The organism is Microbacterium sp. 10L49 (assembly GCF_056395125.1).
In genome coordinates, this window is record NZ_JBFTIW010000003.1 from 523,419 (window position 1) to 544,408 (window position 20,990).

19 protein-coding genes are annotated in these 20,990 nt (G+C 69.3%); 3 read left to right on the forward strand and 16 right to left on the reverse strand.

Annotated features, from left to right (window positions below; all coding sequences use genetic code 11):
- Positions 1-60: 60 nt before the first annotated feature.
- Positions 61-657, reverse strand: coding sequence for a TetR/AcrR family transcriptional regulator (locus tag AC1DCT_RS10295; protein ID WP_477428986.1), 597 nt, complete (start codon positions 655-657; stop codon positions 61-63).
- A 135-nt stretch (positions 658-792) separates the two neighbouring features.
- Between AC1DCT_RS10295 and AC1DCT_RS10300 the strand changes: the two genes are divergently transcribed.
- Positions 793-1,479 carry a DUF899 family protein gene (locus AC1DCT_RS10300; protein WP_477428988.1) on the forward strand — a complete coding sequence of 229 codons (687 nt, stop codon included), beginning with the start codon at positions 793-795 and terminating at the stop codon, positions 1,477-1,479.
- A gap of 59 nt (positions 1,480-1,538) precedes the next feature.
- Here the strand turns inward: AC1DCT_RS10300 and AC1DCT_RS10305 are convergent, their stop codons facing one another.
- The 7 genes from AC1DCT_RS10305 to AC1DCT_RS10335 form a co-directional block, all read right to left on the reverse strand.
- Entirely contained in the window at positions 1,539-2,975 is a 1,437-nt protein-coding gene (locus tag AC1DCT_RS10305) for a YibE/F family protein (protein ID WP_477428990.1), read from the reverse strand.
- A gap of 91 nt (positions 2,976-3,066) precedes the next feature.
- Positions 3,067-3,957 (reverse strand): metal ABC transporter permease, encoded by an 891-nt coding sequence (locus tag AC1DCT_RS10310; RefSeq protein WP_477428991.1) that lies wholly within the window; start codon positions 3,955-3,957, stop codon positions 3,067-3,069.
- On the reverse strand, positions 3,954-4,793 hold the full coding sequence (locus AC1DCT_RS10315) for a metal ABC transporter ATP-binding protein (RefSeq protein WP_477428993.1): 840 nt from the start codon (positions 4,791-4,793) through the stop codon (positions 3,954-3,956). The genes AC1DCT_RS10310 and AC1DCT_RS10315 overlap by 4 nt, the downstream gene beginning before the upstream one ends.
- On the reverse strand, positions 4,790-5,716 hold the full coding sequence (locus AC1DCT_RS10320) for a metal ABC transporter solute-binding protein, Zn/Mn family (RefSeq protein WP_477428995.1): 927 nt from the start codon (positions 5,714-5,716) through the stop codon (positions 4,790-4,792). The genes AC1DCT_RS10315 and AC1DCT_RS10320 overlap by 4 nt, the downstream gene beginning before the upstream one ends.
- Positions 5,717-5,786: 70 nt before the next feature.
- Positions 5,787-6,452: a hypothetical protein gene (locus AC1DCT_RS10325; RefSeq protein ID WP_477428997.1), complete on the reverse strand. Its 666-nt coding sequence runs from the start codon at positions 6,450-6,452 to the stop codon at positions 5,787-5,789.
- Positions 6,453-6,590: 138 nt separating this feature from the next.
- Positions 6,591-7,352, reverse strand: coding sequence for an SDR family oxidoreductase (locus AC1DCT_RS10330; RefSeq protein WP_477428998.1), 762 nt, complete (start codon positions 7,350-7,352; stop codon positions 6,591-6,593).
- A 491-nt stretch (positions 7,353-7,843) separates the two neighbouring features.
- Positions 7,844-8,731 (reverse strand): RNA polymerase sigma-70 factor, encoded by an 888-nt coding sequence (locus tag AC1DCT_RS10335; protein WP_477429000.1) that lies wholly within the window; start codon positions 8,729-8,731, stop codon positions 7,844-7,846.
- 304 nt (positions 8,732-9,035) lie between these two features.
- Between AC1DCT_RS10335 and AC1DCT_RS10340 the strand changes: the two genes are divergently transcribed.
- On the forward strand, positions 9,036-9,608 hold the full coding sequence (locus tag AC1DCT_RS10340; protein ID WP_477429002.1) for a dihydrofolate reductase family protein: 573 nt from the start codon (positions 9,036-9,038) through the stop codon (positions 9,606-9,608).
- 55 nt (positions 9,609-9,663) lie between these two features.
- Here the strand turns inward: AC1DCT_RS10340 and AC1DCT_RS10345 are convergent, their stop codons facing one another.
- The 4 genes from AC1DCT_RS10345 to AC1DCT_RS10360 form a co-directional block, all read right to left on the reverse strand.
- Positions 9,664-11,343, reverse strand: a complete 1,680-nt coding sequence (locus tag AC1DCT_RS10345) for a glycoside hydrolase family 13 protein (RefSeq protein ID WP_477429004.1) — start codon at positions 11,341-11,343, stop codon at positions 9,664-9,666.
- A gap of 105 nt (positions 11,344-11,448) precedes the next feature.
- Positions 11,449-12,336, reverse strand: a complete 888-nt coding sequence (locus AC1DCT_RS10350) for a carbohydrate ABC transporter permease (RefSeq protein WP_441978195.1) — start codon at positions 12,334-12,336, stop codon at positions 11,449-11,451.
- The gene (locus tag AC1DCT_RS10355; RefSeq protein ID WP_440732582.1) at positions 12,336-13,247 is read right to left on the reverse strand and encodes a carbohydrate ABC transporter permease; all 912 of its coding nucleotides are present in this window, start codon (positions 13,245-13,247) and stop codon (positions 12,336-12,338) included. Before AC1DCT_RS10355 ends, AC1DCT_RS10350 begins: the two co-directional genes overlap by 1 nt.
- Positions 13,244-14,554 (reverse strand): ABC transporter substrate-binding protein, encoded by a 1,311-nt coding sequence (locus tag AC1DCT_RS10360; RefSeq protein WP_441978194.1) that lies wholly within the window; start codon positions 14,552-14,554, stop codon positions 13,244-13,246. Before AC1DCT_RS10360 ends, AC1DCT_RS10355 begins: the two co-directional genes overlap by 4 nt.
- Before the next feature lie 144 nt (positions 14,555-14,698).
- Between AC1DCT_RS10360 and AC1DCT_RS10365 the strand changes: the two genes are divergently transcribed.
- On the forward strand, positions 14,699-15,985 hold the full coding sequence (locus AC1DCT_RS10365) for an ROK family protein (RefSeq protein ID WP_477429006.1): 1,287 nt from the start codon (positions 14,699-14,701) through the stop codon (positions 15,983-15,985).
- A 27-nt stretch (positions 15,986-16,012) separates the two neighbouring features.
- On the opposite strand, the gene AC1DCT_RS10370 is transcribed toward AC1DCT_RS10365, so the two are convergent.
- The 4 genes from AC1DCT_RS10370 to AC1DCT_RS10385 form a co-directional block, all read right to left on the reverse strand.
- On the reverse strand, positions 16,013-17,362 hold the full coding sequence (locus AC1DCT_RS10370; RefSeq protein WP_441978192.1) for a dihydrolipoamide acetyltransferase family protein: 1,350 nt from the start codon (positions 17,360-17,362) through the stop codon (positions 16,013-16,015).
- 127 nt (positions 17,363-17,489) lie between these two features.
- Positions 17,490-18,494 (reverse strand): alpha-ketoacid dehydrogenase subunit beta, encoded by a 1,005-nt coding sequence (locus tag AC1DCT_RS10375; protein WP_440732586.1) that lies wholly within the window; start codon positions 18,492-18,494, stop codon positions 17,490-17,492.
- Positions 18,491-19,618: a thiamine pyrophosphate-dependent dehydrogenase E1 component subunit alpha gene (locus tag AC1DCT_RS10380; RefSeq protein WP_477429008.1), complete on the reverse strand. Its 1,128-nt coding sequence runs from the start codon at positions 19,616-19,618 to the stop codon at positions 18,491-18,493. The genes AC1DCT_RS10375 and AC1DCT_RS10380 overlap by 4 nt, the downstream gene beginning before the upstream one ends.
- Before the next feature lie 220 nt (positions 19,619-19,838).
- Positions 19,839-20,906 (reverse strand): histidinol-phosphate transaminase, encoded by a 1,068-nt coding sequence (locus AC1DCT_RS10385; RefSeq protein WP_477429009.1) that lies wholly within the window; start codon positions 20,904-20,906, stop codon positions 19,839-19,841.
- Positions 20,907-20,990 lie beyond the last annotated feature (84 nt).

Below are 20,990 nucleotides of genomic sequence, written 5' to 3' on the forward strand. Positions count from 1 at the left end.
TGGGCGCGGAACGATCGGCAGGAGGATCGCCGCGTCGACGCGTCCCGGTCCCGGCGCCGTTCACGCCGCTGAGCTGTCGGCGTCCTCGGAACGGATCCCGGCGACCACCGCGCGGACCGCGACCTCGGCGCGACGGCGCTGCTCCGCCCGGTCCACGCCGGCGAGCGGTCCGCGCAGGCAGAGCTCCGCGAAGCCGTGCACGGTGGCCCAGCACGCCCAGGCGGCGTCGTCGCGGCGTTCGGCGGAGAGCTCGCCGGCCGCGACGAGATCGTCGAGCGCGCCGGTCAGCGCCACGAACGCAGGAGCCTCCCGCACCGTCGCAGGATCCGGCGGCCGGATCCCGAAGAAGACCACCGCGAACCACCCCGGCTCGTCCAGGGCGAAGTCGACGTAGGCGACGCCGATCCGACGCAGCCGCGCGGCCGGAGAGCGCTCGGGGGCATCCGTCATCGCGGCGGCAAGACCCTGCTGGATCGCGGCCGCGGTCGCATCGAGCAGTGCCGCACGGTTCGGGAAGTGCCGGTATGCGGCGTTCGGCGACACCCCGGCCCGTCGGGTCGCCTCGCGGATCGTCACCGCCGAGGGCCCGCCCTCACGGCTGAGCTCGACCGCGGCCTGCACGAGAGCGGTCGCGAGATCGCCGTGATGGTAGGCCACCGGATCCCCTCCCCTCGGGACCGGTTCCGCCTCTTGAACCGGCTTCGCGCGATGTGTACGGTGTGAACATAGCAGATGTGGACGCCGTGAACATCGGCGCCACCGGCGCGACTGGAACGACCATCGGAGGATGTCATGACCGCTCTGCCCCCTGTCGTCGACGAGCAGACCTGGCGCGAGGAGCTCGCGAAGCTCCGCGTCCGCGAGAAGGCCGCGACCCGCGAGCTGGACGCGATCGCGGCTGCACGCCGCCGGCTGCCCGCCGTGAAGCTGCCCGAATACACGCTGATCGCCGAGGACGGCTCCGCCGTCACCCTGGCCGAGATCTTCGACGGGCACAGCCAGCTGGTCGTTTACCACCACATGTGGACGGATGGCGCGACCTGGCAGTGCCCCGGCTGCACCGGCGGCACGGCGCAGTTCGCGCGCCCCGACATCGTGGAGCCCCTGGATGTGCGCTTCGTCATCGTCACCAACGGGCCGATGGACGAGATCCTCGCGTACAAGAAGCGGGTCGGGAACCTGATGACCTGGTACTCGGCGGCGGGCACGAGCTTCGGCGCAGACATGGACGCCGGTCCTGGCGAGGGATTCGGATACAACGTGTTCCTGCGTGACGGCGACGACGTCTACCGCACCTGGCACACCTCCGGTCGCGGCGCCGAGCAGTTCATGCTCACGTTCGCGATCGCCGACGTGCTGCCGTACGGGCGCCAGGAGGTCTGGCAGGACGTCCCGGATGGCTGGCCCCAGCATCCGACCTATGAGGGATGGCCGGGATCGAAGGAGATCGCCGAGCGCTACGGCGATCCGACGGCCTAGCGCTCTGGGTCAGCTTCTGGGTCAGGCCCGGGCCAAGCCTGCGGATCGGCGCGGCGGCTTCACCCGGTGCGCGGGCTCGGCCTCGTCAGCGGTTCGTCCTCGACGGTGCGCAGCGTGCGCAGCCAGGCGACCTTCTCGGCGTCGTCGTCGCCGAGCGAAGCCGGCATCGGCTCCCCGCTCACGGCGGACCGGGGCGGCAGCAGCGCGACGGCGATGGCGGTGGTGAGCGGAACGGCGAGGACGAGCCCGATCCCGCTGCACAGCGTGCGGACGACCTCCGTCGCGATGTCCTCCAGGCTCAGCAGGCTCACCATCGGCTGGTCGTACACGTAGAGCAGGAGCACCACGCTCAACGAAGCCCCCACGTAGGCGAACACGATCGTGTAGATGGTGGAGGCGATGTGGTCTCGACCGATGCGCATCGCCCGGCTGAACAGCTGGCGCCGTGAGAGCTCAGGGGCGACCGCGCGCAGCTCCCAGACGGAGGAGCTCTGCGTGATCGTCACGTCATTGAGCACACCCAGCCCGGCGATGATGATCGCACAGGTGAGCAGCCCCTGGAAGTCGACCTGCGGCACCATCGGCGCCAGGAACCCGCCGCTCTCGTCGATGCCGCTCAGCCTGGTCGTGCCGACCGCCAGCTGGGCCAGCATCGCGGTGATGGCGACGCCCGCCAGGGTTCCCGCCAGCGCGGCGCTCGTGCGCATGGAGATGCCGTGCGCGAGATACAGCACGACGTAGAGGATCGCCGAGGAGCCGACGAGGGCGATCGCCATCGCAGGCCCGGCGTGCAGCAGAGCGGGCAGCATGAACATCACGATCATGGCGCCGCTGAACACCAAGCCGACGAGGGCGAGCAGGCCCCGGAGCAGCCCGACCACGACCACGATCAGCGCGAACAGGCCGGCCCACACCGCCAGGGGAACCGTTCTGACCACACCGAACGCCGCGATCCCCGGATCCACGCCACCTGGCTGCGGGACCTTCGTGCGCCCCGGCACCTCGGTCACCTGCAGCTCGAGCCGGTCGCCGGGACGCAGACCCGCACGGGCGAACGGCCCGTTCAGCATGGTCGTGACCTTGTCACCGGCGCGGGCGCCGCTCTCGATCCTGACCTGGGCGATCAGGCAGGGCGCGGGGGCCGCGCCTCCCGGCGCAGGGGCGGCCACGCCGCCGGAGCGCGATTGGCCATTGGGATCGACGCCCGCTCCCCCGGAGCCGGAGCCGGGTGCCCCGCCGGATCCGCCCGCCGATGGTGGCAGATCCGCGCAGTTGGTCAGCTTCAGGATCTCGCCGGTCGGATAGGTCGTGCTCCGCGCGGACGCGGAACCGGTCGCCAGCACTCCCGGACGCGCTGCGGAAGGCCAGAGGAGCAACAGTCCGACGATCGTCACCACCCCGACGACGATCAGCGTCGTCAGCAGGATGCGCTGCGGAGTCCGAGCAACGCGAACATCGCGGATCGCCGCCGTGTCATGCCCGTGCCCGTGTCCCATCGCCGAACTCCTCCACTCGCCCCGGGAGGATTGTCGCCCCGGGAAGGCCGGTCGCGCGGCACGCGGTGAGGCGTGGCGAGTCGGCGGTCGATCACGGCCGGTTGATCGCCGCCTCGGTGCGCGCCGTCGAGCGCACCACGCGATCCCGACGGGATCCGATCGCGCGGCACACGAGGTAGATCACGAACGAGACCGTCGTGATGTAGGGGCTCACCGGGAGCGTGCCCATCACCGCCAGCAGGATGCCGCCGACCGCGGACACCACCCCGAACACGGCCGCCAGCACCGGCACCGAGAGCGGGCCGGAGCGCACCCGCATCGCGGCAGCCGCCGGGGTGACGACGAGCGCCATCACCAGCAGGGCGCCGATGATGTGCACCGCGACCGCCACGACGAGGCCGAGCAGCAGCATGAAGGCGAACGAGACGCCGACCGTGGGGACGCCGCGGGCGGCTGCCGACTGCGGGTCGAGCGAGTCGAAGCGCAGCGGCCGCCAGATGAGCAGCAGGCCCAGCAGCACGAGGGCGCAGATTCCGGTCAGCCAGCCCAGCTGGTCCGACTGCACCGAGACGATCTGGCCGGTCAGAAGACTGAACCGCCCTGCGGCACGCCCGTTGTAGAGCGAGAGGGCGAGGATCCCGATGCCGAGGCCGAACGGCATCAGCACGCCGATGATCGAGTTGCGATCGCGTGCGCGGGCGCCCAGCCAGCCGATGATCGCGGCGGCGATCAGGGATCCGACGATCGAGCCGGTGACGACGTCGACGCCGACCAGCAGGGCGACGGCGGCGCCCGCGAAGGACAGCTCGCTGATGCCGTGCACCGCGAAGGCCATGTCGCGCTGCATCACGAAGACGCCGATGAGGCCGCCGACGAGGCCGAGCACGGCTCCCGCCCAGACCGAGTTGGAGACCAGCGCGAGGATCTCGCCGTACTGCGACAGACCGCCGAACATGGCCTGGCCGATGTCCGCGAGGTTCATGCGTGCAGCTCCTCATCCGGGCCGTCGTGGTGGTGCGCGGCGCTCTCCGCATCCGGCGCGCCGACGACGACGAGCCGGCCCCCGACCTCCGAGACGAACACGGGAACGCCGTAGAGATCCGAGAGCACCCGCGTGGTGAGGACCTCGTGCGGCGTGCCCAGCGTGAACCGGCCGTTCGCGAGGTACAGGATCCGGTCGACGATGTCGAGCACGGGATTGATGTCGTGGGTGACGAGCAGCACCCCGGCGCCGGTGCGGCGGTGCCGGTCGATGAGCTCCACCACGGCTCGCTGATTCGCCAGGTCGAGGCTGGTCAGGGGCTCGTCGCAGAGCAGCAGTCGCGGGTCATCGGCGAGTGCCTGACCCACGCGAAGCCGCTGCTGCTCACCGCCGGAGAGCGTGCCCGCGGGGCGGTCCGCGAAGGATTCGGCGCCAACCGCCGCAACCAGCGCGTCGATCCTGGCGCGGTCGCCACGTCGCGGGATCGGGAGGCCGAACCGGTGCCCGTCGACGCCGAGCGCGACAAGGTCGCGGCCCCGCAGCGACGTCTCGGCGGGCAGCGGGCGCGCCTGCGGCAGATAGCCGATGCGGCGGCTGCCGCGTCGGCGCACCGGTTGCCCGACCGCTTCGATCGTCCCTTCGGAGAGGTCCTGCAGCCCGAGGATCGCGCGCAGCAGCGTGGTCTTGCCGGTGCCACTGGGGCCGAGCACCGCCACGAGTTCGCCGGGGGCGACGTCGAGGTCGAGTCCGCTCCACAGCTCGCGGTCATCCCGGCGGATGCCGGCACCGCGGATCCGCAGCAGCGAAGCGGCCGGAGAGGCGGCGGGAGAGGTCACTTGTCGAGATTACGCGAGAGCGTGTCGATGTTGTCCTTCATCCAGGTGAGGTAGGTCTTGCCGTCCGGAACGAGCTCGGTGACCTCCTGTACGGGCACGCCCTTCTCCTTCGCGACGCCGATGATCTTCGTGGTCTCGGCGCCGCCGGCCTGGGCGTTGGCGAACAGCGCCTTGACCTCACCCGACTCGACGAGGCTCGTGGCCTCGAGGAGCGTCGCGGGCGGAACGTCCTGGCCCTCTTCGACCGCGTGGCTGAACGCCTCGGGAGTCACGTTCACCAGGCCTGCCGCCGCCGTCAGGTACAGCGGGACCGGCTCCGTGACGAAGATCTTCTCCCCCTGGTGCGCACCCTTGATCGTCGCGAGCGAGGAGTTCAGCCCTTCAATGCCCTGCTGGAACGTCGCGAGGTTCTTCTCGAAGTCGGCCTTGTGCGCGGGGTCGATGCCGCTGAGCTCGTCGGCGACCTTCTTCGCGACGTCCTCGACGACCGCGGTGTCGTACCAGACGTGCTCGTTGAAGCCCTCGGCGGTCTTCATGCCGTCCTCGCCCTTCGGCCAGCTCGGCGCGAACGTCACCGCGGTGACGACAGGAGCCTTGCTGCCCGCCTTCGCGACGAGGTCGCCGAAGAACGCGTCGTAGCCGCCGCCGTTCTCCAGGATGAGCTTCGCCCCGCGGACCTTCAGCTGATCAGCCGCGGTCACCTCGTACTCGTGCGGATCCTGCGACAGGGACGCGATCACAGAGGTCACCTCCACGTGCTCGCCGCCGATCTCCTTCGCGACGTCGCCCCAGACGTTGGTCGACGCCGTCACCGTGATGGTCCCCGCACCGGATGAGGACGCGGGGTCGGCCGTCGCGGAGCAGCCCGCGAGGGCGAGGATCGAGGCGGCGGCGAGCGCGAGGGCGGCGAGGGGCTTCTGCATGATCTCGACCCTACGGTAAATGAGAATCATTATCAAAACGGATCCTGATCCGCATGGAGACCGACGCGTCTCACGAGGGTGAGTGGGCCTCTCCCCCCGCCGAAGCCGAGATCGCTGCGTCGGCATGATGACGGTCCGGGCGGGGAAACAGGGCACCGACCCTGATCCGCTCGTAGACCACGGTTGCGGCGAAAAGAAGGATGCCGGCGCCGATGCCGACTGCCGTGGCGACCACGGTTGATGCGTCGGCGGCGATGGCAAGGGCCAAAGCAGTGACCGATCCTGCGAGCACGGCGTTGACGAGACCGATCATCGACGCCATGGCGAAGATCACAGACCATCGGGAGTATCGGACGCCGAACTTGCCGTTCGACAATGGGTCTTCGGCGGCGAAGAAGCTGTGCGCCGCCGTGGGAGTGAGTCTGGCGTAGTACGCACGTATGGCTTCGATCCGCCTCGTCACCGAGACGTTCTCGACAGTGGTGTCGACGAGTCGCACGATGGTGAACCAGCCGAGCAGCCAGATCGTGGGCAGCACCGTGAGTGCCAGCGGGGCGAGGAGGCCTTTTGTCGAGCTGGCGAAGCCGATGGCGACGAGCCCACCGGATAGCGCAGAGAGGTAGATCATCGACCGCGTGCCGGCTTCGTTGATCGTCGACCCCGCAATCGACTGGAGCATGGACTGTTCTGAGCTGAGGGCACCCAGCAACGCCGGTGACGTGTCGACGTCTTCCACTTTGAGACTCCGTTTCCGCGGCTGAGGAACGCCGCGCCATAGAGGGTGACCGCTGACTTCGTGGATCTAGACGGCCACTCGGACCCGCCATGCGTCGGAGTGGCCGTCTTCCGTGGGGCGCGGAGCCGCCCCAACGGATCAGCTGCGGGGCGGGTTGGCGGGCAGCCACTCCTCGAGGGTGGTCTCGAAGATGATCGCTCCGTCGACCGGGATCAGGGTGCGCTCCTCGATGTGGGCGCCGTAGTACTGCGCGTCGGGGTCCTGCACCACCTGGCGGCTGTCGCCGCGGAAAGCGAGACCACGGCGGACGAACTCGTCCATCGTGAACTGCTCCGGGCCCGCGATCTCGCGGTCGCCGTTGATGGGCTCCCCAGCCGCGGTGCGCGCGACGGCCGTGGACACGTCTTCGGCGGCGATCGGCTGGATGAGGGCCCCGGGCAGGTGCACGGCGCCGTCTGCCCCGACGGAGATGTCCGCGATGCTGCCGAGGAATTCGAAGAACTGCGTGGCGTGCACGAGCGAGTACGGCATGCCCGACTCGCGGATCAGCTTCTCCTGCGCCGTCTTGGCACGGAAGTAGGGGATGTTCTGCGGACGGTTGGTGCCGACGATGGTCAGCGCGACGTGGTGCCCGACGGCGGCCTTTGCCTCCGCGGCCAGCAGGTTGCGGGTGGACGTGGTGAAGAAGTTCAGCACGTCGTTCTCCTCGAAGGAGGGAGAGTTCGAGACATCGACGACGACGTCGGCGCCGACCAGAACCTCGGCCAGTCCTTCTCCCGTCAACGTGTTCACACCGGTGTTGGGGGATGCCGCCACTGCCTCGTGGCCGTGCGCGGTCAGCTTCGCGACCACCTTCGACCCGATCAGTCCGGTACCGCCGATCACAACGATATTCGCCATGTCCTTGCCTTTCGTCTGCGGGGGCGCCGGTGCCGACGCCTCATCAGTAACGACCGGAAGGCGGCCCGCTCTGTGACAGTGTCAGGGCGTGTTCCAGTGCCGCAGCTTGTCGGGGTTGAGCACTGCCCACAGCCCAGCGATTCGACGGAACTGTATGCGGAGGTTCAAAACTGCGGCGACGCGACTTCCGTCACGGAAGACCATCGCCGGTGCTCCGTTCACGTCGACGACCGTCGAGGTCCACCCGGTGGCGGGTCCCATCAGGCTTACGAGGACGTCCGAGACTTCCGCGCGGCCCAGCACCGGGATCGTGGGGGCGACCACTCGTCCGCCACTGTCGACGAGAAGTGTGACGCCGCGGCGCAGCTTCTTCGCGAGGCGGGACCGGTCGCCTGTGGCGAGCAGCTGCCGGATCGTCTCGACGTGGGATTCGTGACGGCGCGCGCTTCGTGGGGAGAGAGGACCGAGAGTGCGCGATGGTGATCGATGGGTCATGCTCCGGCCGACGTGAGATGCTGCAGCTTGTCCGGGCTCATGACCCAGAGGAGCTGGACGATGCCATCCGCTGCGGCCGTCACGGTGACGACTGTGGTGACCACCCCGTTCTCGGACAAAGTGGCTGCCGGCTGCCCGTTCACCTCAACCCAGCCGATCCGTTTTCCGGTCCAGAAGTGACTGGAGAAGGCGGCGACGAACTTCGCCACTCGGGTGCGGCCGATCACAGGGATTCGCGCAGCGAGCTTCGCTCCGTTCCCGTCTGTGTAGCTGACGACATCGGACGCGAAAAGGTCCTCCAGTGCAGCGACATCCCCGGTCTGCGCGGCGACGAGGAACGTCTCCAGTAGCCGGCGGTGCTCGCCCGCGGGGACGGCGTTACGCCTGTTGTCTGCCAGATGCTTCCGTGCCCTGCTCACGAGCTGCCGTGCCGCGGGCACCGAGGACCGCACGATGACCGCGATCCGCTCGTACGGATAGTCGAGCGCTTCACGAAGAACGTACGCCGCCCGTTCGGTGGGGGTGAGCTTCTCAAGCAGCAGCAGCACAGCCAGGTCCAGGGCTTCACCACGCTCCGCGCCGAGTAGAGGATCATCCTCGGTATTCACCGGTTCAGGGAGCCATGGACCGATGTATGTCTCGCGACGGGCGTGAGCTGACTGCATCTCGTTGATGCACAGGCGGGTGACCACCGTCGTGAGAAGGGCCCTCGGCTCTTTCACGATGGATCGGTCGCTGTGCTGCCAGCGGATCCAGGCATCCTGCAGGATGTCTTCCGCGTCGGCGACGCTGCCCAGCATGCGGTAGGCGATGCCGAACAGTCGGCGACGCTCCTGCGCGAACACGTCCGCGGCGCAGTCGAGGTCGACCCACTCAACAGACATCTGATCGTCCGTGATCCTCACCCTTCGTCGCGCACAACGATCGTCACCATGCTCTTACTGATCTTGACCGGGAAGAGCGGCCGAATGTGACACCCGGAGTGAATCTTCTTGCGGATGTCGCGCACCCGTCGGATCCTCAAGGCACATGTCGGACCCTGACCGCCAGGTTGGCCGCCATTGCCGCCCGCAGAAGAACATCACTCCCTGACAGCGGACCATCCGCGGAACCCTGGCACAACACAGGACGGCCACCGGCGAGTAGGTTCCAGGCAGGACCCCTGAAACCCTCAGCGAGGAGAGACGCATGAGCCAGACCTCTGCACCGACCACACGTCGCGTCGTGCTGTACGAACTGATGTCGATCGATGGATTCGCCGATGATCCGGGAGAGGGCGAGTGGCTGCGGGACACCGGGACCGGGATCGGCGACTTCCTGGCCGAGACGATCTCGACGCAGGACGCGGTGCTGCTCGGGCGGCGCACCTACGACAAGTGGGCGCCGTATTGGCCGAGTTCGACCGTGCAGCCTTTCGCGGACTTCATCAACGGCACGCCGAAGTACGTGTTCAGCTCCTCACCCCTGGAGCCTGCATGGTCGCACTCATCGCACGTCACCGAATCACCGGCCTCGTTCGTCGCCGATCTCAGGAATCAGGCCGGTGGCGACATCGGCATTCACGGCAGCCTGTCCCTCGCACGCGAACTGATCGCCGCAGAGCTCGTGGATGAGCTCCGGCTGGTCGTCGCTCCGAGCCTGGCCGGACGCGGGAAGAGGCTGTTCGGAGACGACCCGGACGGCGTGCTGCAGCGCTTCGAGCTCGACCAGGTCGATCGGTCCGGCGGCTGCCTGCTCCTGCACTACCGGCGCATCGCCTGAGCGCGGACGACGACGGAGCGCGGACCCCGGAAGGGTTCGCGCTCCGTCACCCGCGTCAGCCGCGCAGCCAGACCGTGCTCTCGCCCGGTACCGCGCCATCGACGAGGCCGCCGAGCACCGGCTCCTCCCCCGGCGCCAGCGCGAACGGCTCCGTGCCGAAGTTCGTCACGACCTGCCACCCGTTGGGACGAGCGAAGCGCAGCACGTCGTCACGGCCGGTCTCGATCCACTCCAGGGTCTCGCCGGTCTGCAGCTCGTGGCGCAGCGCGAGCGCCCGACGGTAGGCGTTCAGCGACGACGACGGATCCGCATCCTCCGCCTCGACCGCGTAGCTCGCGAACCAGGCCGGCTGCGGGATGTGCGCGCCGCCGGTGCCGAATCCGAGCGATGACCCGGTGCTCGACCACGGCAGCGGCACACGGCAGCCGTCACGTCCCAGGCCATCGCGCTCCGGATCCGCGCCCCGGAAGAACGCCGGATCCTGCCGGTCCTCGGCCTTGATGTCGGCGACCTCGTGCAGGCCGAGCTCCTCGCCCTGGTACAGGTAGGTACTGCCGGGCAGGCCGAGCAGGAACAGGGATGCGGCGAGCGCCCTGCGGCCGCCCCGCTCCAGATCGACCTGATCCGCGGGTCCGCCGGCGAGGATCCACGCCGAGCCCTGCTTGACCTGCCGACCGTTGAGCGGCTCGAGGCCGTAGCGGGTGGCGTGCCGCACCACGTCGTGGTTGGAGAGCACCCAGGTGGAACTGGATCCGGTCGCCTCGCTCTGCGCGAGGTTGTCGGTCACGATGTGCCGGAACTGCGCGGCGTCGAAGTCGGCCTCGAGCAGGTCGAAGTTGAACGCCTGGCCGAGCCCCTCGGGCGTCGCGTACTTGGCGCGCCGCTCCGGGGTTGCGACCCACGCCTCGGCCACGGCGATGCGCGGAGGGTCGTACTCGTCGAACACGCGACGCCATTCGCGGTAGATCTCGTGCACCGCGTCGCGATCCCACAGCGGGTGCTGGCCGGTCGTCCGGTCCATCGCGTCGAGCTCGGCCTGACTGGGCAGCACCGCCGGCAGGTCCTTGCTGAGGCCATGCGCGACATCGATGCGGAAGCCGTCGACACCGCGGTCCGACCAGAACCGCAGCGTGTGCAGGAACTCGGCGTGCACGTCGGGGTTGTCCCAGTTGAAGTCGGGCTGCTCGGTCGCGAAGTGGTGGAAGTACCACTGGCCATCGCCGACCGGCTCCCAGGCGGGGCCGCCGAAGACGCTCGTCCAGTCGGCGGGCGGCAGCTCGCCGTTCTCGCCGAGTCCGTCGCGGAAGATGTAGCGGTCGCGCTCGGGCGACCCCTTGGGGGCGGCGAGCGCGGCCTGGAACAGCGCGTGCCGGTCGGAGGAGTGGTTCGGCACGATGTCGACGATCACCTTGATGCCGCGGCCATGCAGCGCCGCGATCATGTCGTCGAAGTCGTCGAGGGTGCCCAGGCGCGGATCCACGTCGCGGTAGTCGTCGACGTCGTAGCCGCCGTCGGCGAGCGCGGAGGGGTAGAACGGGCTCAGCCACACGGCGTCGACGCCGAGCCCGGCGAGGTAGTCGGCCTTGTCGGTGACGCCGCGGATGTCGCCCAGCCCGTCGCCGTTCGAGTCGGCGAAGCTGCGCGGATAGACCTGGTAGACGACGGCCTGGCGCCACCAGGCGGCGTCGGCGGATCCGAGCGCGGGAACTGCGGTGGCGAGGACTGCATCGGTCATGGAAAGGAGCTCCTTCGGTGTTGCGGTCTTGGCGGGCGGGTGCGCCCGACACGGAGGCGCCGGCCCGGACGATCGGCCGTTCGATCGTCCGGGCCGGCGGGTCTGTCAGCCCTTGACGGCGCCCTGGGTCACGCCCTCCATCACCCAGCGCTGGGTGAACAGGTAGGCGACGATCGCGGGAGCCATCGCCATCAGGTAGGAGGCGAAGGCCACGTTGTAGTTGCTGCTGAACTGATTCTGGAACAGGTTCTGCCGCACCGGGAGGGTCTGCAGGGCCGGATCCGAGATGATCAGCGACGGCATCATGAAGTCGTTCCAGGCGTACAGGAAGGCGAAGATGCCGACCGTGGCGCTCATCGGGCCGAGCAGCGGGAAGATGATCCGCCAGAACGTCTGCCAGGTGCTCGCGCCGTCGATCCGGGCGCTCTCTTCGAGTTCGAGCGGGATCGACCGCAGGAACGCGGTGAACAGCAGCACGCTGAAGCTGAGCTGGAACATCGTGGCGAGCAGGATCACGCCGAACGGATTGTCCAGATGGGTGAGCCCGGTGAGCTGGATCTGCGGCAGCGCCACCACCGGGAACGGGATGAACATCGCGGCCAGCAGGTAGAAGAACGAGTACCGGAACAGCCGGTGATCCCAGTTGCGCACGATCGCGTACGACGCGAACGCGGCCAGCACCACGGTCAGGAACACGGTGCCCGCGGTGACGAGCAGCGAGACCCCGGCCCCGACCGGGAACTTGGTGAGGTCCCAGGCCTGCGTGAACCCGTCGACGCTGAACGGCGCCGGGAGCGAGAACGCGTTGCCGTCGACCGCCTGCTTCGACGTCTTGAACGCCATGGAGATCGTGACGTACAGCGGGATCAGCACCGTGACGGTGCACAGGATCAGGATGATGGTTCCCGACCAGTTGACCCGCTCCATCTTCACCCGCGGCTTGCGGCCGACGGTGGTGAGGGCCTCGGTGGTGAGAAGAGTCTGCGTGGACATCAGAGTGCGTTCCTTCCGCGGGTCACGGACAGCTGCAGCAGGGAGATCAGGATCGCGACGATGAAGAAGATCGTCGCGTTGGCCATCTGATAGGCGTAGTCGCCGCCGTTGAAGCCGGCGATGATCGTCATCGCCACGCTGCGGGTCGCGGTGCCGGGACCACCGTCGGTGAGGCCCTTGATGATGTCGTACGCGTTCAGGAACCCCTTGAATCCGAGCACGATATTGATGACGAAGTACCCGGCCACGAGCGGCACCGTGATCCGGGTGAGCTGCTGGAACTTGCTCGCCCCGTCGATGTCCGCCGCCTCGTAGACGTCCCCCGGGATCGAGAGCAGGCCCGCGATGTAGATGAGCAGCGTGCCGGGGATCGCCTGCCAGGCGGTCACGATCACGATGCCGACCCAGGCCAGATCCGGATTCGCCAGGATGCTCGTCGACAGCCACGGGATCCCCGTCGCCGTCCCGAGAGCCGGGATCGAGTTCGAGAACAGGAAGTTGAAGACGTAGGCGATGATGATGCCCGAGATGACCATGGGGATCACGAAGATCGCCCGCAGGCCGGTCTTGAAACGGATCCGCGAGACGAGCCCGACGGCCAGCAGGAAGGCGAGCACGTTCACGACGATCACGGTGGCGATCGAGAACCCGAACGTGAACAGGTAGCTCTGCAGAATGGCCGGATCGCTGAACGCGGCGATGTAGTTGGTGAACCCGTTGAAGCTCCAGGTGCCGATCCCGATCGAGTCGGTGAAGCTGAAGAAGATGCCCATGACCGCCGGCACGGTGATCGCCAGCGTGAACAGCACCAGCGTCGGCAGCAGGAACAGGTAGTAGATCGGCTCGATCCGACGGCTGCTGCGCCGGATCTTCCGGTCACCGCCCGTCACGATGGTCGTTGTCGTGCTCATTTCGCGGTGCCCTTCGTGTCGCTCGGAAGCTTCGGGGCGAGGAAGGCGGCGCGCGCCCAGTCCGCGTCCATCGTGCTCAGGGTGTCTTTGACGCTGCCCCCGAGGGCGATCGCCTGGACGTAGTTGAAGACCGGGATCGTCTTCGGCACCAGCACCGAAGCCCCCTGATAGACCGCGCCCTCGTCGTAGTACGGGATCATCCCGGCGATCCGCGGATCGTTCGGCATGGTGGCGTCGGTGGTCGGTGCGAAGCCGAGCTGCGCGGCGTTGTACGCGTCGATCACGGACGGCTGGTAGAGGTAGGCGAGGAAGTCGCGTGCGGCCTTCTGGTGCTTGGATCCGGTCGGGATCATCGCGGCGAGGTCCATGTTCACGCGGACCTTGAGATCCTTCGGATCGTTCGTCATCGGCAGCGGGAAGGTGCCGAGCTGCAGGTCGGGGGACGTCTTGGCGATCTCGCCGAACGCCCACGGCCCCTGCAGATACATGGCGCCCTGACCCTTCGCGAACGCGAGGTTGCCGTCGACGTAGGCCTGGCTCCCTGCGTTGGGCTGGGTGTAGTTCTTGATGAGCTGCGTCATCTGGTCGACCGGCTTCGCGAAGTCCTTGGAGAAGGACGTCTGCGAGTTCGGGCCGACGTTCGTGCCCTCCTCGTTCATCTTCTTGAAGAAGTCCACGACCGGCACCTCACCGCCGACGGCATAGTCGTACCAGCCCTGACCGATCGTCCAGTTGTCCTTGAACGTGCCGTAGAACGGGGTGACCCCAGCCGCCTTCAGGGTGTCGCTCGCGGCGATCAGCTCGTCCCAGGTCTTCGGCACCTCGATGCCGTGCTTCGCGAAGATCTCCTTGTTGTAGATCACCGAGGCGGCCATCACCGAATACGGCAGCACCGTCGTCTTGCCGGGGCAGATGCCGTACTGGTCCAGCAGCGGCTGCAGATCCTTGCGGATCCGTCCTGCCTCCTCCGTGTCTGACAGGTCGGTCAGCGCGCAGCGCTGCACGAATCGGGCGACCTCGAAGTTGTAGTTCGCCAGCATCAGGTCCGGCGGGTTGCCGCGGACGAAGCTGGCCGAGACCACGTCCACGCCCGAGGTGTCGATCTCCACCCGCACCTTGTTCTGCGAGGCGTTGTAGTCGTTCACGACCTTGGTCATGAAGTCGATCGCCTCGCGCTTGCTGAAGGTGAAGCGGACCGTCTCGCGACCGTCTGCCGGCGCGCAGCCGGCTAGGGCGGTGCCCGCGATCGTCAATGCCGTGATGACGGCGAGCACTCTCGCCGTCCGCGTTCTCTTCCCAGACACCATCGTCCTCGTCCCTTCCGGCGGATCCACCGCTCCGCAGCCTGAGGGCCGGCGGCGAGATCCTTGTTCCGGAGATTAGATTTTGTTCCCGAATCAACTCGGGCAAGGGATACTCTGACAGAGGTCCACCCGAGAGGTCAAGCACGAATGCCGAGATCCGCCGCGCCCGACACGGCACCCGACGTCGCCGCCGACGCCGGTCCCGAAGGCGCGCTCGTTTCGGGCCGCGACGCCCCCACCGCGTCCGCCGTCAGCAGGCCGAGCCTCGGCCAGGTGCTCGACTTCGCGTGGGGTCGCGGGCCGTTCACCGCCACGGAGGCGATGGCCGGTGCTTCGCTCACCCGTTCGACCACGATCGACGCGATCGACACCCTCGTCGCGGCGGACGTGGTGCGCGAGCTCCCGAACGCCCGCGACGCCGGCGAGTACTCGGGCGGACGCCCCGCCCGCAGATTCGAGCTGCCCGCCGACCTCGGCGCCGTGATCGCCCTGGACGCCGGCGACACGCACCTCGGCGTGACCGTGACCGACCTCGCGCGCACCCCGCTCGCGCACGTGCGCACCGACCTGGATCGCCAGCACACGGTGGGTCAGCGCCGGACCGCCATCCTGAAGCACCTCGACGCGGCGCTGTCCGCGAGCGGCGTCCCCCGCGACGGCATCCTCGCCCTGTGTGCCGGCGTCGCGGCTCCCGTGGCACGCAACGGTTCTTCCCCGCCCCACCCCGACGGCTTCTGGGAGCGCACCAACCCCGGCCTCGCCGAGCTTCTCGCCGGATGGGCGCCCGTGGTCGAGATCAAGAACGACGCCGTGCTCGCGGCCGCCGCGGAGGGCGATCTGGGCGAGGCCGTCGGGTGCCGCGACTACATCGCGCTCATCGCCGGCGAGCGCTTCGGCGCGGGCGCCGTGGTGGACGGGCACATCCTGCACGGCGCACACGGCGGCGTGGGCGAGATGGTGCTCTTCGACCACGTGCGCGGGGTGGACTCCGCGCACGGCCTCGGCCCCACGATCACGCGTATCGCGGACGAGCTGCTGGACTCCGGCGACGCCGAGGCCGACGGCGCTCTCGCCGCGCTCGCCACGGAAGGGCTCCGGGCGGATCGCATCCTCGCCCTCGCTGCGACCGGGGATCCGGATGCGGCGAGGGTGGTGCGCGAGACCGGCGCCTATCTGGCCCGGGTGGTCGCCGTGCTCGGCAGCACCTACGACCCCGAGCGCGTGATCATCTGCGGGGCGATCGCCGAGGACATCGAACCCGTGCTCGACGCCGCGCGCGACGTGCTGCGCCCGCTGCTGGACCTGCCGGCGCCGGCGATCCTGCGCTCACGCCTCGGCGCCGACATCGTACTCGCCGGCGCGGTCTCCACGGCCCTCGCCTCAGCGCGCGCCTTCGGCCTGCCCCAGCTCGTGGCGCAGAGGCTGCACGGCTGAGGCGAGCCGGGACGGCTGCGGCCCGCGTCAGTCCACCAGCAGCGCGGGCTCCTCGAGCACGGCGGCGACGTCGGCGATGAAGCGGCTCATGCCGTCGCCGTCCACGACGCGGTGGTCGAAGGATCCGGCGACCGTGGTCACCCAGCGCGGGCGCACCTCGCCGTCGACGACCCACGGCTTCTGGCTGATCGTGCCCATGGCCACGATGCCCGCCTCGCCCGGGTTGATGATCGGGGTGCCCGCGTCCATCCCGAACACGCCGATGTTGGTGATCGTGATGGTGCCGCCCTGCTGGTCCGCCGGGGTGCTCTTTCCCTCGCGTGCGGTCAGGGTGAGCCGGTTCAGAGCGCGCGCGAGGTCCTTCAAGCCCAAGTCCTGTGCATCCTTGATGTTCGGCACGAGGAGGCCCCGCGGGGTGGCCGCGGCGATCCCGAGGTTCACGTAGTGGCGCACCGCGATCTCGGCGCCGTCGGCGGTGTCGATCCAGGCGGCATTGACCATCGGGGTGCGGCGCACGGCCCAGATCACGGCGCGGGCGACGATCAGCAGCGGCGAGACCTTGATGTCGGCGAAGTCGGGTGAGGCCTTGAGCCGCTTGACGAGCTCCATGGTGCGGGTCGCGTCGACCTCCTTCCACACGGTCACGTGCGGGGCGGAGTAGGCGCTCTGCACCATGGCCGAGGAGGTCGCCTTGCGCACGCCCTTGACCGGGATGGACTCGGTGCGGCTCTCGTCGGCGCCGGCGCGAGCAGTCGAGGGCGCGATCCCGCGGGCGAGGCCCACCGGCGCGGGCTGCGGCGCGGGCACGGTCTCCTCGCGCACGTCGCCCCACTCCGGGGTCTGGATGTTGCGGAACACGCTGGCCTGCTCGGCGTGCTTCATCACGTCGTCGCGGGTGACCTCGCCGTCCGCCCCCGAGGGGGCGACCTGGGTGAGGTCGACGCCGAGATCGCGCGCGAGCTTGCGGATCGGCGGCTTCGCGATCACCCCGACCGAGGAGCGCACCGGGCGCTCGGCGGGACGGCGGCGGCGCGAGGTCGCCTCCGCGCCGGAGCCGTAACCGACCAGCACGGATCCGGAACCTTCCTCCGCCGGGGCAGCAGCGGGAGCCGCGGCGGGGGCGGCCGGCTCGGCAGCCGAGGTCAGGAACGTGATGATCGGGGTGCCGACGTCGATCGTCTTCCCCTCGGGCACGAGCAGCTCGCCGACTGTGCCGGCGTGCGGCGAAGGCAGCTCCACGAGCGACTTGGCCGTCTCGATCTCGCAGATCACGTCGTTCACGGCCACCGCGTCGCCGGGCGCGACCTTCCAGGTGACGATCTCGGCCTCGGTGAGGCCCTCGCCGACGTCCGGCAGGGTGAAGGTCTGGGTGCTCATGGTCGGGATCCTTTCACACGGGGTCGTTGAGCGAGGACGCCGAAGGCGACCGAGACGAAACGGGGTGACCTCGCAGGAGACCGCGTTTCGTCTCGCTTCGCTCGCTCAACGCCCCCTGGATAAGACATCAGTACGCGAGAGACCGGTCGACGGCCTCGAGGATCCGGTCCGGATCCGGCAGGTAGGTGCTCTCGAGCTTCGCGGGCGGGAACGGGGTGTCGTATGCCGAGACCCGCAGCACCGGCGCCTCGAGGGCGTAGAACGCGCGCTCCATGACGGTCGCCGCGATCTCGCTGCCGAGGCTCACGAACCCCGGCGCCTCCTGCGCGTAGACCATGCGGCCCGTGGAGCGCACCGAGTCGAGGATGGGGCCGTAGTCCACCGGCGACAGCGAACGCAGGTCGACGACCTCGCAGCTCGTGCCCTCGGCCTCGGCGAGCGCCGCGGCCTGCAGCAGGGTCGACACCATGGCGCCGTGCCCGACAAGGGTCACGTCGGATCCGCGGCGCACGACGCGCGAGGCGTGCAGCGGCAGCGCCGGGGCGGACAGATCGACCTCGCCCTTGGGCCAGTACCGGCTCTTCGGCTCGAGGAAGATCACGGGGTCGTTCGACGCGATCGCCTCTTGGATCATCCAGTACGCGTCGTTCGGGGTGGACGGCGAGACCACGCGCAGGCCCGGGGTGTGCGCGAAGTAGGTCTCCGGGCTCTCCTGGTGGTGCTCGACGGCGCCGATGTGCCCTCCGTAGGGGATCCGGATCACGATCGGCATCGAGACCCTGCCCTCGTGCCGGGCCGTGATCTTCGCGAGCTGCGTGGTGATCTGGTCGAAGGCGGGGAAGACGAAGCCGTCGAACTGGATCTCGATGACGGGGCGGAACCCGCCCATCGCCAGGCCGATCGCAGTGCCGACGATGCCCGACTCGGCGAGCGGGGTGTCCAGCACGCGCTGCGGGCCGAAGTCGCGCTGCAGGTGCTCGGTGACGCGGAAGACACCGCCGAGTGCGCCGATGTCCTCGCCCATGAGGAGCACCCGGGGGTCGTCCTCCATGGCCTTGCGAAGACCCGCGTTCAGAGCCTTGCTGAACGGCATCGTCTCGATGCCGGTCCGGGTCGTGTCCACCGTGGTCATCGGTCACCCTCCTGGAAGGAAGCCTCGTACTGCGCCTGCCATGCCTTCTGCTCGACCATCAGCGGATGCGGGTCGCTGTACACGTTGTCGAAGATCGCCTCGGCCGTCGGAGAGCCGAGAGCGAGGGTGCGCACGCGCAGGTCTTCGGCGGCGTCCGCGGCCTCGGACTCGACGTCGGCGAAGAAGGATCCGGCGGCTCCCCGGTGCTCCAGGTAGGCGCGCATGCGGGCGATCGGGTCGCGCAGCGCCCACTCCTGCTCCTCGTCGCTGCCGCGGTACTTCGTGGGGTCGTCGCTCGTGGTGTGCGCGCCCATGCGGTAGGTGACGGCCTCGATCGCGCGCGGGCCCTGGCCGGTGCGCGCCTCGTCCAGCGCGCGGCGGGTGACCGCGTAGCTCGCGAGCACGTCGTTGCCATCGACGCGGATCGACTCGATGCCGTATCCGGCGCCGCGCTGGACGAGCGGCACCCGGGACTGGGTCGACACCGGCACGGAGATCGCCCAGTGGTTGTTCTGCAGGAAGAACACCTCGGGGGTCTGGTAGCTCGCCGCGAAGACCATCGCCTCGTGCACGTCGCCCTGGCTGGACGCGCCGTCGCCGTAGTAGACCATCACGGCCTGGTCGCGATCGACGTCACCGGATCCGCACTTGCCGTCGAAGACGAGCCCCATCGCGAGGCCCGTCGCGTGCAGGGTCTGCGAGCCGAGCACGAGCGTGTAGATGCGGGTGTTGCCGTTGCGCGGATCCGTCGGGTCCCATCCCCCGTTCGAGGTGCCGCGCATGAGCTTGATGATGTCGACCGGATCCACGCCGCGGATGCGGGTGACGGCGTGCTCGCGGTAGGAGGGGAAGATCGTGTCCTGCGGGCGGGCGGCGCGGGCGGATCCGACCTGGGCGGCCTCCTGCCCCCGGCTCGGCGGCCACAGTGCGAGCTGGCCCTGGCGCTGCAGGTTCGTGGCCTGGGTGTCGATCGCGCGGATCGCGACCATGTCCCGGTAGAGCTGCTCGAGCTCGCCATCGGGCAGGGCCTCGATGAGGGGCAGGTACTCCTCCGCGGCGGGGTTCGGAGCGAAGCGGCCGTCGGCATCGAGGACGCGGACGGTGGGGATATCGGCGTCAGTCACCTTGTCTACGGTAACCGAGCTTTCCCCGTCTGCGGTGGAGGGTGCGCACAAACGATCCCGAGGCGTGTGTGACGATCCCCACGGACGCATGCGGGCGCGCGGATATCCAGGTGTCCCACGTATTAATGCCAGGTCCCCCTAGCTTTTTACATGGACGGCCTTGCATCGTTCGGATCCTCGGATCCCGCGCATCCGGTCCGCGGATGCGCCGCCCTCACGATCAGCGCTGGGCAGCGGCCACGGCGAGCACGCGGGGCAGCGACTCCGCCTCGCCGACCGAGATGCGGATCCCGTCCCCGGGGAACGCCCGCACGATGAGGCCGGCCTCCTCGAAGGCCGCAGCGACGTCGGCGGTCGCCTCGCCGGTGGGCAGCCAGACGAAGTTGCCCTGGGCGTCCGGCACGTCCCAGCCCTGTGCACGCAGGCCCTCGACGAGCTCGGTGCGACGTTCGACGATCACTGCGACGCGGGCGCGCAACTCGTCCTCGGCATCGAGGCTGGCGATCGCGGCGCGCTCGGCGGCGGCGGTGACCGACAACGGGATGGCCGTGGTGCGGGCCGCGTCCAGCACGCGCGGGTGCCCGATCGCGTAGCCGACGCGCAGGCCCGCGAGCCCGTACGCCTTGGAGAAGGTGCGCAGCACGACGACGTTCGGATGGGCCTCGAAGATCCGCTCGGCCAGGCCGTCGACGGCATCGGGCGCGGTGACGAACTCGGCGTAGGCCTCGTCGAGCACGATCAGCACGTCCCGCGGCACCTTCGCCACGAACGCCGCGAACTCGGCGCTGGTCACGATGGGACCGGTCGGGTTGTTCGGCGTGCACACGATCACCACGCGGGTGCGCTCGGTGATGGCGGCGGCCATGGCGTCGAGATCGTGACGGGCGTCGGGGGTGAGCGGCACCTGCACCCCGGTCGCCCCGGCCACCAGCGGCAGCCCGGGGTAGGCCTCGAACGAGCGCCACGCATAGACGACCTCGTCGCCGACCGTCGCCGCGGCCAGCACGAGCTGGTACAGGATCGCGACGCTGCCCGAGGCCACGTGCACCGCATCGGGCGCGACGCCGTAGCGCTCGCCCAGCCGGGCGCGCAGGGCACCGGCGGTCGCGTCGGGATAGCGGTTCATCGGCGTCGCGTCGGCGAGCGCGGCGAGCACCGAGGGCAGCGGCTCGAACGGGTTCTCGTTGCTGGAGAGCTTGAAGGCGTCGGCACCGGCCTGCTTGCCCTGGCGGTACGGCGGGAGGGCCGCGATCTCTTCGCGGATGCGGGGCAGGATCTCTTCGCTCACGGGTCGAGTCTAGATCTCCTGACGGGCGGGACACCGGGGTCCCCGCTGCCGCAGACGCCGGCGTCGAGCCGATTCCGCCGGCGG

Bases quoted from the DNA above. Each gene is read 5' to 3' on its own strand.
- AC1DCT_RS10300 (WP_477428988.1), top strand. From the start codon at position 793: ATGACCGCTCTGCCCCCTGTCGTCGACGAGCAGACCTGGCGCGAGGAG.
- AC1DCT_RS10305 (WP_477428990.1), bottom strand. From the start codon at position 2,975: ATGGGACACGGGCACGGGCATGACACGGCGGCGATCCGCGATGTTCGC.
- AC1DCT_RS10310 (WP_477428991.1), bottom strand. From the start codon at position 3,957: ATGAACCTCGCGGACATCGGCCAGGCCATGTTCGGCGGTCTGTCGCAG.
- AC1DCT_RS10320 (WP_477428995.1), bottom strand. From the start codon at position 5,716: ATGCAGAAGCCCCTCGCCGCCCTCGCGCTCGCCGCCGCCTCGATCCTC.
- AC1DCT_RS10330 (WP_477428998.1), bottom strand. From the start codon at position 7,352: ATGGCGAATATCGTTGTGATCGGCGGTACCGGACTGATCGGGTCGAAG.
- AC1DCT_RS10335 (WP_477429000.1), bottom strand. From the start codon at position 8,731: ATGTCTGTTGAGTGGGTCGACCTCGACTGCGCCGCGGACGTGTTCGCG.
- AC1DCT_RS10340 (WP_477429002.1), top strand. From the start codon at position 9,036: ATGAGCCAGACCTCTGCACCGACCACACGTCGCGTCGTGCTGTACGAA.
- AC1DCT_RS10345 (WP_477429004.1), bottom strand. From the start codon at position 11,343: ATGACCGATGCAGTCCTCGCCACCGCAGTTCCCGCGCTCGGATCCGCC.
- AC1DCT_RS10350 (WP_441978195.1), bottom strand. From the start codon at position 12,336: ATGTCCACGCAGACTCTTCTCACCACCGAGGCCCTCACCACCGTCGGC.
- AC1DCT_RS10355 (WP_440732582.1), bottom strand. From the start codon at position 13,247: ATGAGCACGACAACGACCATCGTGACGGGCGGTGACCGGAAGATCCGG.
- AC1DCT_RS10360 (WP_441978194.1), bottom strand. From the start codon at position 14,554: ATGGTGTCTGGGAAGAGAACGCGGACGGCGAGAGTGCTCGCCGTCATC.
- AC1DCT_RS10365 (WP_477429006.1), top strand. From the start codon at position 14,699: ATGCCGAGATCCGCCGCGCCCGACACGGCACCCGACGTCGCCGCCGAC.
- AC1DCT_RS10370 (WP_441978192.1), bottom strand. From the start codon at position 17,362: ATGAGCACCCAGACCTTCACCCTGCCGGACGTCGGCGAGGGCCTCACC.
- AC1DCT_RS10375 (WP_440732586.1), bottom strand. From the start codon at position 18,494: ATGACCACGGTGGACACGACCCGGACCGGCATCGAGACGATGCCGTTC.